Raw genomic sequence first — 16,680 nt, 5'->3', positions numbered from 1 at the left:
GTTAAAATAATGGTTCGTTTAGTTAAGAAATAGTTAACAATTTTTAACTATTTACTGTCAGTAATTTATTGGCTAATTCCTTTCCGAGTTCTACCCCAAATTGATCGAAGCTAAAAATATTCCAAATGACACCTTGAACGAAGGTTTTGTGTTCATACATGGCAATGAGTGCACCTAAATTATAGGGTGTTAACTTTTTTACCAACAAGGTATTTGATGGCTTATTTCCTTCGAACACTTTAAAGGGTAATAATTGTTCAACTTTATCTAGCTGATTATTGAGCTTCATGTCCAAGTAAACCTCATCTTTGGATTTACCTTTATACAAAGCTTCGGCTTGTGCTGAAAAGTTGGCCATCAGTTTTTTATGGTGGTCTTGGTTCCCAAATAAAGATTCTTTAAAACCAATAAAATCAACAGGAATAATTTTTGTTCCTTGATGCAACAATTGCATAAAAGCATGCTGAACATTTGTTCCTGTATTTCCCCAAATAATATTTCCCGTTTGATAGTTTACCTGATTGCCGCCTCTATCGACCGATTTCCCGTTACTTTCCATCGATAACTGTTGTAAAAACGGTGCAAAATTCTCTAAATATTGGGTATAAGGAATAACAACTTCAGATTCAGAACCACAAAAATTATTGTACCATATTGTAATTAATGCTAGTAAAACAGGTAAGTTTTTGTCATAAGAAGCATTTTTGAAATGTTCGTCCATGGCAAATCCTCCTTCTAAAAATTTTTGGAATTGATCAAAGCCAATCGACAAACTAATAGATAGTCCAACTGCACTCCACAACGAATATCGTCCTCCAACCCAATCCCACATGGTGAAAATATTTTCTTCGGCAATACCAAAATCGATCACCTTCTGAAGATTCGTAGAAACAGCGACAAAGTTGTGTTTAATATCAGATCTTTTTGCCTTTTCTAAAAACCATGCTTGAATAGTTTCCGCATTCGTAAGTGTCTCTTGGGTGGTAAAAGTTTTGGAGACAATGACAAAAAGTGTTGTTTCCGGATTGAGTTTTTTTAAGGTTTCATATACATGATCTCCATCTATGTTCGAAACAAAATGAGTATTTAAATGGTTTTTGTAAAACTGTAATCCCTCTACTACCATTCTGGGTCCTAAGTCGGATCCACCAATGCCAATATTCACAACATCGGTAAAATTCTTTCCTGAATAACCTTTTAAGTCTCCTCCTATAATTTTTTCAGAAAAAGTTTTCATTTTTTCCAGGGTACTTTTCACTTCTGGCATTACATCGACACCATCGACCAAAATTTTATTTGTATTCTGATTTCTGAGTGCCGTGTGCAAAACAGCCCTGTTTTCTGTCGTATTGATTTTCTCTCCTGCAAAAAATTTTTCAACGGCATCCTTCAGATCAGTTTCTTTGGTTAACTGAAGAAGTAATTCCAAGGTCTTATCATCTATCCTATTTTTAGAAAAATCTAGATCAATATCCTCAAAAGAAGCCGTGAATTTTTCTGTTCTGTCTTTATCTTGTTGAAAAAGTTTTTTCATTGGCACATCTTTGACCAATTGGTAATGTGCTTCTAACGATTTCCAAGATTTTGTCTGTGTTGGGTTGATATTTTTGAGTGACATGCTTCTGATTTATTCGTTTATCATGGCCATTTCTTCCGTTTTTACCGGAATCTGATCCAATGTAGTTTTTATAGGTTCTATATAGGCCATGTATTGACCTTTGATACTTTCTTTTATTGGTTCAGCTGAGGGCAGTTTTTCGCGAAGCGGGTCTACCTGTTTCCCGTTTTTCCAAAAACGATAACACACATGTGGGCCAGAAGTATTTCCTGTCATTCCAATATATCCAATCACATCGCCTTGCTTTACAAAATCTCCCTTTCTCACCTTTCTTTTACTCATGTGCAAATATTGAGTAGTGTAAGTTGCGTTATGTTTGATTTTTACATAATTCCCATTTGCAGGATTATAGGTTGAAGCGATCACTGTCCCATTTGCGGTGCTTAAAATGGGTGTCCCTGTCGGTGCGGCAAAATCAGTTCCTAAATGAGGTTTTAATTTATACCCATAATACTTTATTCGCCTGTTTGGATTATATCTCGATGAAATTCTACTAAACTTTAAAGGAGCCTTTAGAAATTGTCTGCGAAGTGTTTTAGCTTGTTCATCGTAATAGTCATAGGTGTTTTTTGTAGAATCTGTCACAAAATTAAACGCGTATATCGGTTTTTCTTTGTGTTCAAAATAGGCTGCTTTAATTGCTCCAATTCCCACTGGGATTGTGTCCTGAATATATTTTTCTTCGTAAATCAGTTTAAATTTATCTCCCTTTTGAAGGTGAAAAAAGTCGATGGTCCAAGCGTAAATATCAGACATTTCGTGTGCCAAAATATAATTTAGCCCTTGAGCTTCCATGGCTTCTGATAAGGATGAGTTGATGACACCCGAAGCTGTTTTTGTTATGATCTTAACTTCCTTTCTTCCAAATTTTGTATGTACACTGTCTCTAAAATCAACAATAAGATACTCTATCCTATTGGGTTCGTATATAAAAACCTGGGCTTTTTCTGTTGTATCTTTTTTAGCTAAAATTGTATAGGGTTTTCCAGCAACAAGTTTTCTGATATCAAAAGTGTCCTTTGCTCTTTCGGCTATTTTAAAAATCTCTGGATGATCGACATGATTTCTGTATAAAATTTCTCCAAAGGTCTCTCCGGAGCGGATAGTATCTTTTATTACTTTAAAATCGTTGAGAATATAGCCAAATTCTTCAATGATTTCCGGTAAAGCTTCTTCTACTACTTCTACCATTTCATTTTTTTCTTCCTGATCTCTTTTGCAGGAAAAAAGAGCCACAAAGGCCAAACTAATAACAATTATCTTTTTCAACTTCCCCAAGTATTTTTGTGCAAAACTAATTAATTTATACACATTTAGACTTATAATTTAGTTAAAAATAGTGCTGTGCGGATAGGCCAAACCGGTATAATTATCTAATTCCATTTTGATGCTTCCAACTAAAATTGACGCTTTCAATTTGATCGGTATTTTATTTTGATCATCAGAAAACCAAATGGTCAAGCTTTCATTTTCTTTAAAAACTCTTCCCTTTTCTACCATCGGGACAACCTTCAAACAATTTATTCTTCCAAATTTTGTGTTCACCATTTCTCTTCCAAGTACTTTAAGTTGAAATGGGTGTGTTGTTTCATCATAGAACATTTTCATGTTTATTACTTCATTATCTTCCAGTTTTGAAAAATCCATCGCTCTAAAATAGTAAACGGACAAAAGCATATCCAGAACATCTTTTTCAATAGGAAAGAATTCTGTTCTATTTTTTTTATGATTGATAACTTTTGCTTCCTTTCTATTAAAATCAAAAAAAATTTCTTTGTCTTTTGAATGTCCTCCCTCTTTAATCTTGCGAATAAATCTATGGGGTCTTAGGGTTTCAGCATCAAAATATGACTCATATCTATCCTCGACTTTGAAAAAGAAATCTGTAATTCCAGTAGAAACACCAGTTCCAATAATGTGGAGATAATTCTTGCCTTTTAAAGAGGGATTCTTTAATTCTAGATTGGCAACCCCAGCAGTAACTAAGCCATAAGAAACCTGATAAGACAGGAATTCCCCCTGTTTAAAGGGAAGTTTATTTTGTGCCTTCAGGACAAATGAATAAAACAGGAAAAGGAAAACAAGTCTTTTCATTATTCTAGGTCACTAAAAATCAATTTGATTTAAAATTGCCGATTCCTTCATTTAGCCAGGCCAAATATTCATCGATATCAGGGTTATAGGCAGAATACTCATTTAAATTTTCTCCATTATGATCGATTAAAACGTAATAAGGCTGTGCATTTGCTGCATACTTTTTTATTTGAAACTCACTCCATTTATTCCCTATGGTTTCAATTCTTTTATTCGTAATGTCTGATTCGTATTGCTCATCTTCGGGTAATTCTCGTTTATCATCAACATAAAGCGAAATCAAAACAAGATCATTCTTTAAGACATTCAGTACTTCGGGATCTGACCATACTTTCTCTTCCATTTTTCTACAATTCACACAAGCATGCCCCGTAAAATCTATCATGGCAGGTTTATTTACTTTTTTGGCAAAGGCCAATCCTTCTTCATAATCTAAAAAGGCGATAATTCCATGTGGACCAATATGCGCACTTTTAGGCAAATCATCTCCTAATTCTGTTACAATTGAACCCGTTCCAATACCGTTGGGTGATTCGCTGTATTGCATCGGAGGTGGAAACCCACTAATCAATTTTAGTGGAGCTCCCCATAAACCTGGAACCATATAAATAGTAAAGGCCAATACAACTAATCCAAAAGAAAGTCTTCCGACCGAAATATGATTTTGATCTGAATCGTGTGGTAATTTGATTTTTCCCAATAGATATAAGGCTAGGGCTCCAAAAATTGCAATCCAAATGGCTAAGAACACTTCGCGTTCCAACCAATGGGCTTGTAAAACCAAGTCTGCATTCGACAAAAATTTAAAAGCCAGGGCCAGCTCTAAAAATCCTAAAACCACTTTCACCGTATTTAACCAACCTCCCGATTTTGGTAGCGAATTAAGCCATCCGGGAAAAGCCGCAAAAAGTGCAAAAGGCAATGCAATAGCCAAAGAAAAACCGAACATACTGATTACTGGCGCAATTCCACCTTGAGCTGCTGCAGCTACGAGAGCTGTACCAACAATTGGGCCTGTACATGAAAAAGAAACAATGGCAAGTGCCAAGGCCATAAAAAATATGCCTACAAATCCTCCTCTATCTGCCTGTGAGTCCACTTTTGTTCCCCACGAGCTGGGTAAAGTAATTTCGAACGCCCCTAAAAAGGAGATAGCAAAAACCACCAATAAAACAAAGAAAATAATGTTAAACCAAACATTTGTAGATAGCGCATTTAAAGAATCTGCACCGAAGATAGCCGTGATAATAGTTCCTAAACCTACGTAAAGCACAATGATCGAAATTCCGTAAATAATCGCATTTCTGATTCCCATGGCTCGGTTTTTACTTTGTTTTGTAAAAAAGCTTACCGTCATTGGAATCATTGGGAAAACACAGGGTGTAAGCAGTGCTGCGAATCCGGCGATAAAAGAAAGAAAGAACAACTGCCATAAACTGCTCTTATCTTTTTTGGTGTTTTGGGGTTTGATTTCTTTTTTGACCTTATTCTCCTCTTTATCCTCAGAACCTGCCATACCGCTGACCGTGTTATTATTCTTATCTGAAATAATTGGCGAAGTTTGAGGGCTTAACTTTAATTGAAAAAGGATTTGCTCAGAAGTTGGAGGTAGACAATTCTTATCATCACAAACCATAAACTCAACGGACCCTTTGATTAAAGTGATGTCTGAGTTTATTAACCTCACTTTTTGAACAAATACAGCTTCTTCTTCAAAAAATTTGATGTCCATTTCAAAGACCTCATCATAAGCTTCATGGCCTTCCCCTTCTTGGGTTTCACCTATTAACTCAAAATCTTTTCCTGCCCCCTCAAAACTAATGGTTGTAGGAATAGGTCCATTATCTGGAATTTTCTGAGCATACAAATGCCAATTAGATTCTAATTGGGCTTTTAAAGTTAAATCATACTCGTTGTCGGAAATTTTATTTACCGATGTTTCCCATTTTACAGGATCAAATATTTGTGCTTGAAGAGCAAAAAAGGAAAAGAATAACAGAAGAAAAAAAAGGTGCTTTTTAACCATTACTGATGTCAAATTTTATACTATTTTTTGTGTCTGAGTCTATTTTAAAACGGTCATCCATTCTTTCGCCAATCACCCAAACAATTTTATTCTCGGAACAAAGTAACCAAATATTTTCTTTTTCGATTGAAGAAAGCTTGAGGTCTTTAAAAAAATCACTTAATTTTTTAGAACCATTTAGTCCGATGGGATAAAAGTAGTCGCCTTTTTGCCATTTTCTTACGGATAAAGGAAACTTTAACTTATCTGTATCAATAATGATCTGGTTTTTAGTGAGATTAGATAGCATTTTAAGTCCGTCTCTAATCTTTTCGCTTTTTAAAACTTTTTTCCCAAAGGTATGGTAAACCGGTAAGTTGGGTATGCTAATTTCGGGTTGATCCGGCTCATTAGTCATAGGATAGAGAATTAATTCTTTCCTGTTCTTCAGTAAAATATAATTATTCGAAAAAATCCTTTTGCCAGAGGGTGCTGTTCTTAAATCTTTGATGCTTTTCCAATCTTTGAAACCAAAATTTTTCAATATTTCATATAAGACAGCATTGGAATCTGAAAAATTGTCTAATTGTTCTAAATTGATTTTCAAATAATTATTCTCATCCCATTGACAGATCTGTGCTTTTGCTTTATCCATGAACTGATCGATCAAAGATCTACTTTGCTTTAAATGCTGCTGAGTTCTATTAAAAACTTTGTGTAATTGAGGTTGCATTTTGAGGAGTTCTGGAATGATGATATGCCTAATTCTATTTCGTTCATATTTCAATTCAGCATTTGAGGCGTCTTCTCTCCAATTTAATTGCTGCTCTTCAGCATAAATTTCTATATCGTTTCTGCTGAATGGAAGTAATGGTCTTCTGATGTATTCGTTTTTGGGAGGAATTCCCAAAAAACCATCTAGCCCAGTACCTCTTAAAAAATGAATGAAAAAGGTTTCTAATTCATCATCAGCATGATGGGCAGTAAGCAAATAATCGCACTTTTGGGTTTCCATTAAATTTTTAAACCAAGTATACCGTAATTCTCTGGCAGCCATTTGGGTAGAAAGTCCAAATTCTTTAGCGTATTTATTTGTGTCAAATCTTTTAGTAAAACAGGTAAGGTTATACTTTTTTGCCAAATCTTTTACGAAAGCTTCATCGCCTTCAGATTCTGTAGCTCTTAATTGAAAATTACAATGTGCAAATGAAAAATCCAGTTTGATCTTTTGGAGTAAATCCGCCAAAACAATACTATCTATCCCTCCTGAAATTGCGAGTAGTAGTTTTTTCCCAGTGAATTCAGGAAATTGAGATTGTATATGATCTCTAAATTCTTGTAACACAATAATGAGCGTTTATGAATACAAAAGTATTACTTTTAATTATCTCAAGGCTAAGCAGTAAAGTATCATGATAAAATGTTTAAAAACTGGCCGAAAGAGTTAGGGCATAATTTCTTCCGGGGGCGCTTATTCCCGAGGCGAATTCTTTGTAATGTTCATCAAAAATATTATCGACACCAGCCTGTAAATGAATTTGATTTGTAATTCTATATCTAAGGTAATAATCTAAAGTCATCCATGAAGGAGTGCCATAATAGGATTGTGTTTCTACTATAAATGGTGTTTCTTCGACGTTATCTATTCCCTCATCCAAATTAAAATCTTCCAGTTTTTTTCTACCATTAAAGCGGAAGTATAGGCCAGAATCCCATCGGTTTTTGTTATAGTCTAATCCGACATTTCCAAAAATGGGTGGTATAGAAGACATAGGTTCTCCTGTGTCGTATGCTTTCCCTTTTGTAAGGGTCAACGACGCATTCCCTGTTAAAGTATTTGTGAAATTTCCTCTAAATAGTAAGGTGCTTCCAATCACGTATGCCTTATCCATATTTACATTGGCCGTCATTTCCAGTTCTTCGCCTTCGTAAATAATGGTATTACTTCCATTGATTTCATGAGGAGCACGATAGATATAATCATCTAGCAACGTATAGTAGCCTGTTAAGCTCACATAATAATTTCGACTAAAGAAATATTTATTGATCCCTAATTCAAAATTATAGGCATATTCTGGTCTGAGGTTTGTATTAGGTACCGAAACCTTACCCCTTTTTTCTCTCACTTTTCCTATATCATCAATATTCGGCGATCTAAATCCTGAAGAAAAAACAGTATTTATTTGCCAATCTTGTGTTGGCTTAAACACATATCCCGCCGTTAGTGTTACCGCTGTATTTCTTAGGTGCACTTTGTCATATGGTAAATCAAAAAAAGTAGAATCTATCCATTTCGCGTTGAGGTCTGTATGGGTTAGTCTCACTCCGGTATTTAGAGTAGATTGCGGAGATAGATCTTGCCTAAAATCAACATATGCGGCCAAACTGGTGTAATTACTTCCACCATCAGGATATCTTGTCGGCGTGTTATAGTATGCAGAAACACCTGTGATTTTATTCCCTTCAACTTCTAAAGTTTCACCCAAAGATGTAGAAGTAACATCGTTATATGCCATTTCAGCTCCATAAGAAAATACGCGTTTTGACTCGTTGTTCAATGGTGTGCTAAAATCTGCGTTAATACTAAATACATCTATATTGTCAAGTTCGGAACTTCTGTCTAAATTAGAAAACCTTCTTTCCACATTAGATTCTTCAATATCTTGATAGGCCAAAGTAATCGCCCCAGTTTTCATATATGACTTGTTCGGATTGAGCAACAATTGAGTTGATAACAAAAATCTATTTTGCGGGCCATAGTGCCATTCCGCATACTTTAAACCGTCGTCACCATATTCATTTAATTTGTCATATCTAGGGATATCTGAGGAAGTACTGTACTGCAAATTGAATAAAATATCTGTGTTTTTTGATACCGGCAAAATTACCTTTTGCAAAATATCTAATTGTTCATATCCTATATTTCGTTGAATACTTGTATTGTCATTTTCTATAGGGTAAGGATTGTAATATCGATCTGTATTATCAGAATAATAAAACTGTTTTCCCCAATCATCAAATCCGTGTCTTCTATTTTTACCCATTCTAAGATCCCCAAAATTACTGTAGGTTATTGCTGTAAAAGATGCAAATTTCGGAAACTGAAGTTCAACACCACCATATGATGTAAACTCATCGTTTACAGAGCTATAACGGGTCATAAAATCTACATTTGCCCTGTGAATTTCACTAATATGAGGTTTTCGGGTATAATAATGAATTACGCCACCCAAAGCATCCGAACCATAAATAACCGAAGATGGCCCAAAAATGACCTCCGTTCTTTCTAAAATATTTGGTGAAACGGTTATCGAATTTTGAAGATGGCCCTTTCGATAAACTGCATTGTTCATTCTTACTCCATCAACAACCAATAAAACCCTGTTCGATTCCATCCCCCTTAAAACCGGACTTCCTCCTCCAAATTGAGTTCTCTGGACTCTGATGCCCGGAATATCACTCAACATGTCTGCAGAATTCTGAGGAGAAAACCTTTGAATATCTTTGATTGAAAAGACAGCTACTTGTTCTGCAATTCTCGATCGACTTTCAGATTTTTTAGTGACGGACAAAAAAACTTCATCTAAAGACTCTGCTTTAAACTGCATAAAAACTTTTAAATCTGTATTGACAACATGTTTTTTCAAGACTTCCAATTCTACATAAGAAATGTGGGTAAAAAACAAAATATCCATTTCAGAAAAAGAAGACAAATCGGCTCTACCATTTTTATCTGTCAATACAACTTTATCATTCATTTCATTGAAAATCGACACGTTTTGTATTGGGAAACCACTGTCTTTATCGAACACAAAACAATGTTGTGCCACCAACAATTGACCCATAAAAAAGAGTAGAAAAGAGACTTGATTTTTCATATTAGTGAAACAACTCCTTGAAGATTTCTAATGATTTTGGTTTCCTAAAACCGGTCAAATGGATTTGAAAATATTTCATTAAAACTTCTAAAATTATTTGTCGTGAACCTGAGCTTAATTTTAATTCTTCCAAACTATCAAAATTTATGCCGATTAAGGCTTTAAAAACATTTAAAATGTTTCCCTCAATGCAACTCTCTTTCTCATAGACGTTTGTGAAAATTCCATCTTGTAAATTAAAATATTTGAGGTCGCTGTTTTTTACTTCAGGATAAAAACCTAAGTACTGGGTTAACTTTAAGAGAAAAACCAAATGAAAATTAGCGGTATTTTGATGTTCGTCGAACCACTGAAAAGCGGTATGTAAAAAATCGAATAGGGATTGACTATCACTTTCTTCCCATATTACAGAAGACAAGACTTCTGCCATAAAAATGGCCGTACTTTGTTTGTATATATTTCCATGGATACTGTGATATACTACGTCAATATTTACTTCTTTAATCGTGTTTAATTGACCGTTCTTTTTATCACTTCCTGAAATCTCTAAGAGGTTCAAGGCCTGGAAATATGCAATTGAAATTTGTTTGTTTTTACTCGAATAAATACGCCGAAGTAAATAGGATCTTAAACCATTAGGAGTGAAACATTTCACAATCAAATCGCTGTCGCCATATTTGACTGATGATATTACAATCGCTTTTGTTTTTGAAATCATATCAATTGATGATGGCTATTTTCGTAATTGATGTTTCAGAGGTATCAGGTAAGGTTAAAAGAACAAGATAAACTCCAGATGCGACCGTCCTACCGGCCAAGTTTTTCTTATTCCAAACCACTTTTCCTCCATTTGGAGATTGACTTTCAATTACATTCGTTTCAAAAACAAGACGCCCTGCGACATCTAAGATTTTTACATTTGTTCCTCTGGGTAAATGTGTTCCATTTCTTCCATCAATGGTAATCGTTTCGTGTTCGCTTTTTGCGGGATTTGGGTAAGCATAAACCTCATCAAGTGCTTCTCCGTAAGGAGAAACGTTATTTTTAAAAGCGACAATTCCTTTGTCTGTAGCGATGTAAACCTTCCCCGAGGAATCATCAATTGAAATTTTTAATATTCTATTTGAGGCAAGAGGAGAATTATCTTTGTTAAAACTATACAGTGTCTCCTGTCCTGACCCATTTGTACATAAAACACCACCCGTATCTGTTCCAAACCATTTATTATCTGCGCCGTCTATCGCTATTGTGTTTATTGGCTGATCTCCGAGTAATCGTTTTGGGATACCATCATCCTCTACGATAATTGGTTCAGCGGCATAAATGTCTTCTGAAAATAGACTTGACGGATTTGAAAAAACCACTAATCCTTTTCTTGTTCCCAACCAAACACGATTATTTCTATCTACGGCCAGGCTTATTACATTTAAATCTGGTAAATTTCCCTTCGAAGTTTCTGTAATTAAAGCTTTTTTTAAATCTCCATTTTCACGATATACTAAGGCCCCATTTCTTCTTGAGCCGATCCAAATATTGTTGCTTCTATCAACAACAAGTTCTGTTAAACCAAAAGCCTCGTTTGTTATAATCGAACTTAAATTTACACTCTTCCAGTTGCCATTGGTTTCTAATTTTTTCAATCGATTCGGAACCCATGCGTTCGCAACCCACAAATTGCCGGAATAATCAAAAGCAGTTCCGTTGATCCGAATACTTGAATTAGGGTTTCCGGGTGGATAAAGATCTTCTAAACCGCTATTCGTATCGTTCCAAAGCACTACAGGTTCATCATTTTCAAGCACCAATATTCCGCTGTTCCAAGAACTTAAATAAGCCTTTCCTTCTATCATTGGATCTAGTGTAATATTAACCAAATCCAAAGCAGGAAATGTGGGGTCGAAACCTTGATTGAACCAACTGTTTTCAGATTCTCTGTAATGACTAAAGCCAGCGCGTTTATTAAGCGGCGTAAAAGCTGCATCATAACCGCCATAAACAACCCATACATCTCCGTTTTGAGCTGTGATAGAAAATACTTCATTAGAAGTAGGTCCAACAGGATGAATCTCTTCATAAACATCGGAAAAGAACTTCTTTTTAAGAATCCCAAATTCTTTCGTGCCCAAATAAATTTCGTTTTTTTGAGTAAAAGAAGTATTTAAGCTAAAACGATAATCATTGCTACTCCCTGCTCTATCGATCGTCTGGAGATTTGTACTTAAAACAATTGCCATATTATTTAGTGTTACACTAAGAAATTGGTCTGAAGCTCTAAGTGCTAAAATATTCTCATCAAATGTTTGCCTCGGAATTAAAACATTGTCTAACATTTCATAAAGAATATTTCCTTTTGCGGTAAACGGCCTGTTATTAAATACTGTAATAGATGAAAAATTACCAAGTAATTCTCCTGTAGGTTGCTTCCAATTATTGAAATCGATCAAATTTGGATTCTCAACATTTGCCGAGAAGATTCCGTCCGTTGTTGCGGCAAAAATTGTCTTGTTAAAAACAGTTGTTTCATTGACAAATACAGGAACTGACCCTGCCCCAATATAAAAAGTATCCCCAAAACGAAGATTTTTCATATTGTATTCAACAATGCCAAAAGGAGTAGATAAATAGAGAAGATTTTCAAATTCTGCGATATGGTTGATCTGTTTTTGTCCGGAAATATCTAATCTTTCTATGTCGTTGGCCAGTCTGATATTTCCGTTATTGTCTACTATTTCAATCAAACCTGTTTCATAACCTAAAACAAAACTATCTGCAATTTCGCTAAAAATTATTGATGTAGTTGTTTTACCCGATAATCCAAATACTGAAGAGAACTTTTTTGTTGAACCACTGTCTTCGTTGTAAATAAAGGCAGCATTATCAGCAGCAGCAAAAATTTGGTCTTCCCGAATTACCAAATCCTTTACATTATTATAAGAATAGTGATCTTCCCAGAGATTGCTAAAATCTTCTTGGGAAAAAACTAATGCGGAAAAAAGAAATGTGTTTAAACAAATAAAAAACCTTAGATGTACCAATCTTATATTTTTTTCAAAGATATTATATTCGATGGAAGCTCTTTCAATTTAAAACAAAAAACCCCGAGCAATATGCTCGGGGTTACCAAAATAAAACCAACTCTTTTTCAATAGCACAATTTTCCCATTTTTGGGACGACTTAATAATCTTGGTTTTGCTTTTATATTTTCTTACTTAATTCAATTTATGGCGTTCTTGTACTCGCAACAGAATTATCTTTAAACCTGGCGTTTCTGGCAGAAATTCCACCATTGGCTTGAAGCATTAATTCTTTATAGCTCTTATGAAAAGTATTAATGGTTTGTTTGTAAGCCACAATATTATCCCAATTTGGCAAAGGGTTACTTTTAACTTCCTTTCTAAAAGCATCAATTTTCTCTATCTCTTGCAAACAATTTTCTGCATATTCAGGTTTCATGTTTTTTGCGTGGACAAACTTTTTTTCAATGTCATTCAATTTTTCAATAGTTATCTCCTTTTGCTCTTCCATAAAGGCCGTTACATTGCTTTTGTCATCTTTTTTTGTAGGAACAGATTCTGAAATAATGATGATATTCTCATTTTCTGTGGGTACCTTTTTATTTTCTGCACCCTGCAAACGTTGATAGGTTTTATTAAATGAAATGATTTGATTGTTGTATTGTATGATATTTGAGAACCCGATATCGTTCGCCTCACTAACTTCCTTTCTCAAAGCACTGATCTTCTCTTTCTCCAGAAAATAGGATTGCTTTTTACTTGGATTGTTAGCGAGTACTTCATCGTATTTTTGTTCTAGCGTTTTAAGTTTTTCATCAATTTTAGACTTTTCGCTATCTATGTGATTTAAAGCTTTGTTCTTTGATCTATTCGGTTCTGCTGAGGCATTTGTAACCGTTACTTTTGCGATAGTTTTTGGTTTTTTCTCCTCCTCTTGTGTCACCCACTTCTCACTCAAAATTTCAACATTGTCATCAAGAACCGTCTCTGCTTCTTTTGGTTCTATTTTCGTTGGTTTTACATTTGGATTTATAGACGCCATTTCAGTTGTTGAATTCTCTAGATCAGCAAAATCAATTCTATCTACTTTTACCGGTTCTTTTTTATTTCTTGCAACCAATTTCTCAGTCTTATTATGATCAATTCTTTTTGGTTCAATCAAAGTTTCAGGAGCCGCTCTCTCGGCAATCATTTTTTTAGCTGATTCTTTTGGCTCCACTTTTTCAATTTCACTTTTTACTTTTACATCTGCGACAGATTTTTCAGAAGTATCAATTGCTTTGGTTGATTTTTTTAACTCAACTTTCTTAATTTCTCTATCTGTATTTACCCTCGCAACAGAATTGTCGGTTATCTCCATTACTGTTTTAGTCTTGTTGTCAACAACTTCTTTCTTGATTTTCTTGTGAATATCAAGTCGGATACTCGTGGCTGCGCTTGTAATGATAAACTCAGTTCTTCTGTTGAGCTGGTTCTGTGCCCTAGAACATTGTGAAGGATCTTCACAATCGTTCAACAATCTTTCTTCACCGAACCCTTTTCCTATGATTCTGGATGGATCAATACCTTGAGAAATTATATAATTTACGGTAGATTTAGCTCTTTTTTCTGATAATATCTTATTATATGCTGCAGGACCCCAAGAATCTGTATGCGCATTGGCTTCAACTGTAATTTCGGGATACTCTTTCATAATTTTAACGATCTTATCTAATTCTGAACGCGCATCCGATCGAATTGTTACTTTATCAAAGTCGAAATAGATCGGTGCTAAGTTTAAAATTTTAGAAAGATCTTTGCTCTCATCCACTTCATTTTTCATCAACTTAGTCAAGTTCAAATTAGAATGTAAGATCTTGTGGTAATTATTCTCAAGTATTTCAATTCTTTGTTTTTGTTCTTTGTAATTGGTAGAATTTCCAACTAAATTGTACTCTTCGCTACAAGGAACTTTAAACGAATAGAAACCGTCATCTGCTGTTTGAATGGATTCAATCAAGTTATTGTTCAGATCAAATAATTCAACATTTGCGTTTTTAAGTAAAGCTTGCGTGTTTTTGTCTTTCACTAAGCCTTCAACTGTGATAAAACAATCTTCAAGAGATTTATCTTTCTCTAAATTGAAAGCATATAAATCATTATTTTCATTTCCTTGTAAACGGTTTGATGTAAAATATCCGGTATTGGTTTGGTCATTTATAATATAGGCAAAATCATCGTTCAAACTATTAATTGGCTCCTCTAAGTGATATACATCTGATACGTGATTATCAAATACTTCTGCAGCAAAAATATCCAATCCTCCTTTGCCTTTATGCCCGTCACTTGCGAAATACAGAACATTATTGGAATTTATAAATGGAGTTGTTTCGTTTCCAGGTGTATTTATCGTCTTGCCTAAATTTTGAGGTTCACCAAATTCAGTTTCATTGTTAATGTTCACTACGAAAATATCATTACCCCCTGAAGAAGGTAATCTATTAGATACAAAATACAGTTTTGTTCCATCTGCGCTTAATGCTGGGTAGCCGGCAGAAGTTTTTTTATCATTAAAAGGCAATTTCTCTATGTCAGTCCATTTTCCGTTTTCATCTACCCTAGCACGAAAAATTTCCATGCGTTGATTTTTTGACTTTCTTTGTTTCGATTTACTTCTGGCATGCCTGTTTCTGCTGAAATAAACGGTTTTCTGATCTTTGGTATACGATACGCCGGTTGTATTGTATTTATTAGATTCGTCTTTATTTACTTTTGTAACGTTAAGTATTTCTCCATCAAAATCCATATCCCCTACAAAAAGTTTTTTACGAGGATTTCTATTTCCTTTCTCTGAATCACGGTTACCTTCTGAGGTAAAAACAATTTTATTTTCGTCTAATAATGCAACTGCATAATCAGAATTATCTCTATTGACTTCTAAAAATTTAATTTGATAATTTCCATTTGATTGAGCATTTAGTGATACATATCCAAAACAAATGAGAAGTGATAGAATAAACTTTTTCATAACCAAAATCTTGTTAAACATTTCTATATTAATACTTTAAATCCCTTTAATAAATTTTACAGACTATCAATTAAAACAAAACAGGGGAGAAAAAAAGTAATCAACAGTATGTTAATAACGTTGATTTTAAAGAATAAGTATACAGATGAATAATTAATTCCAAAAAACAAAAAAGCCGGACAAATTGTCCGGCTCGAATTGTGAAAAAACAAAATATCAATTCATAAACATTTGTTTTTCAGTTATTTAGTTGTTAGAAGCTGGTTCTTCTTCGCTCATTTCTTCCACCGCCTCCTCTACTGGGGTTTCAGAAACTTCGGATAGTTTATTTAAATTCTCAATGACTACTTCTGTCAAATCAAGTTTTTCATCTCCGAATAAAACTGTATTCGTCATGTCTGAAGTTCCCAAGATAAAACTATAACCATTCTTTAGTGCATATTCTTTGATATAGGCTTCAATCTCATCATTAATTTTATCCATCTTTTCTTGCCCTTTTGTTTGCAGCTGCTGTTGAGCCATTTGTTGTTGTTGTTGCAAACGCTGTTGCTGTTGCATTAGAACTTGCTCTTGCTCAGCTTTTGCTGTAGCAGATAGTCCTTGCATTTTTTGCTGATAGTTTTGCACATTTGCCTGAAACTCACTAGCCATTTGATCAAGCCCTGCAGAGAGTTGGTCAGATTCAGCTTGCATTTCCTTTTCGGCTTCTATTGACCCATTGTATTCCTTCACGATCTTTTCAAAATCTACATACGCTATTTTCTGTTGGTTACAAGAAGTGAAAAAAACCAATAACATTAAAACACCCAATAATTTTTTCATTATAAATAATTTAAGTTTAGTCCGCAAATGTAAAAAATTGAATTACGCAAAACACAATTAGTTAGAAATTTTGATTTTTACTCAAAAGTGCATTATAAGAAATACTTATGAAACATTTATTGCAATAAGATTTACCTATAATCTCTGACTTATTTAAAGGCGCTTAGGCGATTTGTTTTTAGAGATCTAGCCCAACAATCGTTTTAAACCAAAAGCACTCTTAAATCGTTTTAAAATGCAT

10 protein-coding genes are annotated in these 16,680 nt (G+C 34.4%); all 10 read right to left on the bottom strand.

The window, feature by feature from the left end; translation table 11 throughout:
- Positions 1-43 precede the first annotated feature (43 nt).
- Positions 44-1,618, bottom strand: coding sequence for a glucose-6-phosphate isomerase (gene pgi / locus ACFQ39_RS05340; RefSeq protein ID WP_377176955.1), 1,575 nt, complete (start codon positions 1,616-1,618; stop codon positions 44-46).
- 9 nt (positions 1,619-1,627) lie between these two features.
- The gene (locus ACFQ39_RS05335) at positions 1,628-2,887 is read right to left on the bottom strand and encodes a M23 family metallopeptidase (protein ID WP_377176954.1); all 1,260 of its coding nucleotides are present in this window, start codon (positions 2,885-2,887) and stop codon (positions 1,628-1,630) included.
- A 57-nt stretch (positions 2,888-2,944) separates the two neighbouring features.
- A complete protein-coding gene (locus ACFQ39_RS05330) occupies positions 2,945-3,712 on the bottom strand; it encodes a DUF3108 domain-containing protein (protein ID WP_377176953.1) in 768 nt (255 codons plus the stop codon).
- Between the two features lie 19 nt (positions 3,713-3,731).
- Complete coding sequence (locus ACFQ39_RS05325) at positions 3,732-5,738, bottom strand: protein-disulfide reductase DsbD family protein (protein WP_377176952.1); 2,007 nt, start codon at positions 5,736-5,738, stop codon at positions 3,732-3,734.
- A complete protein-coding gene (tilS, locus tag ACFQ39_RS05320) occupies positions 5,731-7,062 on the bottom strand; it encodes a tRNA lysidine(34) synthetase TilS (RefSeq protein WP_377176951.1) in 1,332 nt (443 codons plus the stop codon). The genes ACFQ39_RS05325 and tilS overlap by 8 nt, the downstream gene beginning before the upstream one ends.
- A 79-nt stretch (positions 7,063-7,141) precedes the next feature.
- Positions 7,142-9,595 (bottom strand): TonB-dependent receptor plug domain-containing protein, encoded by a 2,454-nt coding sequence (locus ACFQ39_RS05315; RefSeq protein WP_377176950.1) that lies wholly within the window; start codon positions 9,593-9,595, stop codon positions 7,142-7,144.
- Between the two features lies 1 nt (position 9,596).
- The gene (recO, locus tag ACFQ39_RS05310) at positions 9,597-10,313 is read right to left on the bottom strand and encodes a DNA repair protein RecO (RefSeq protein ID WP_377176949.1); all 717 of its coding nucleotides are present in this window, start codon (positions 10,311-10,313) and stop codon (positions 9,597-9,599) included.
- Between the two features lies 1 nt (position 10,314).
- A complete protein-coding gene (porZ, locus tag ACFQ39_RS05305) occupies positions 10,315-12,630 on the bottom strand; it encodes a type IX secretion system anionic LPS delivery protein PorZ (RefSeq protein ID WP_377176948.1) in 2,316 nt (771 codons plus the stop codon).
- Positions 12,631-12,815: 185 nt separating this feature from the next.
- Positions 12,816-15,617 carry an OmpA family protein gene (locus ACFQ39_RS05300; RefSeq protein ID WP_377176947.1) on the bottom strand — a complete coding sequence of 934 codons (2,802 nt, stop codon included), beginning with the start codon at positions 15,615-15,617 and terminating at the stop codon, positions 12,816-12,818.
- Between the two features lie 246 nt (positions 15,618-15,863).
- Positions 15,864-16,439 (bottom strand): OmpH family outer membrane protein, encoded by a 576-nt coding sequence (locus ACFQ39_RS05295; protein WP_377176946.1) that lies wholly within the window; start codon positions 16,437-16,439, stop codon positions 15,864-15,866.
- Between the last annotated feature and the right edge of the window lie 241 nt (positions 16,440-16,680).

Source organism: Namhaeicola litoreus (assembly GCF_042679565.1).
In the GTDB taxonomy this organism is placed as follows: Bacteria; Bacteroidota; Bacteroidia; order Flavobacteriales; family Flavobacteriaceae; genus Namhaeicola; species Namhaeicola litoreus.
Note: the sequence above shows the minus strand (reverse complement) of the source record. Positions and strands in the feature narration are given on the sequence as shown.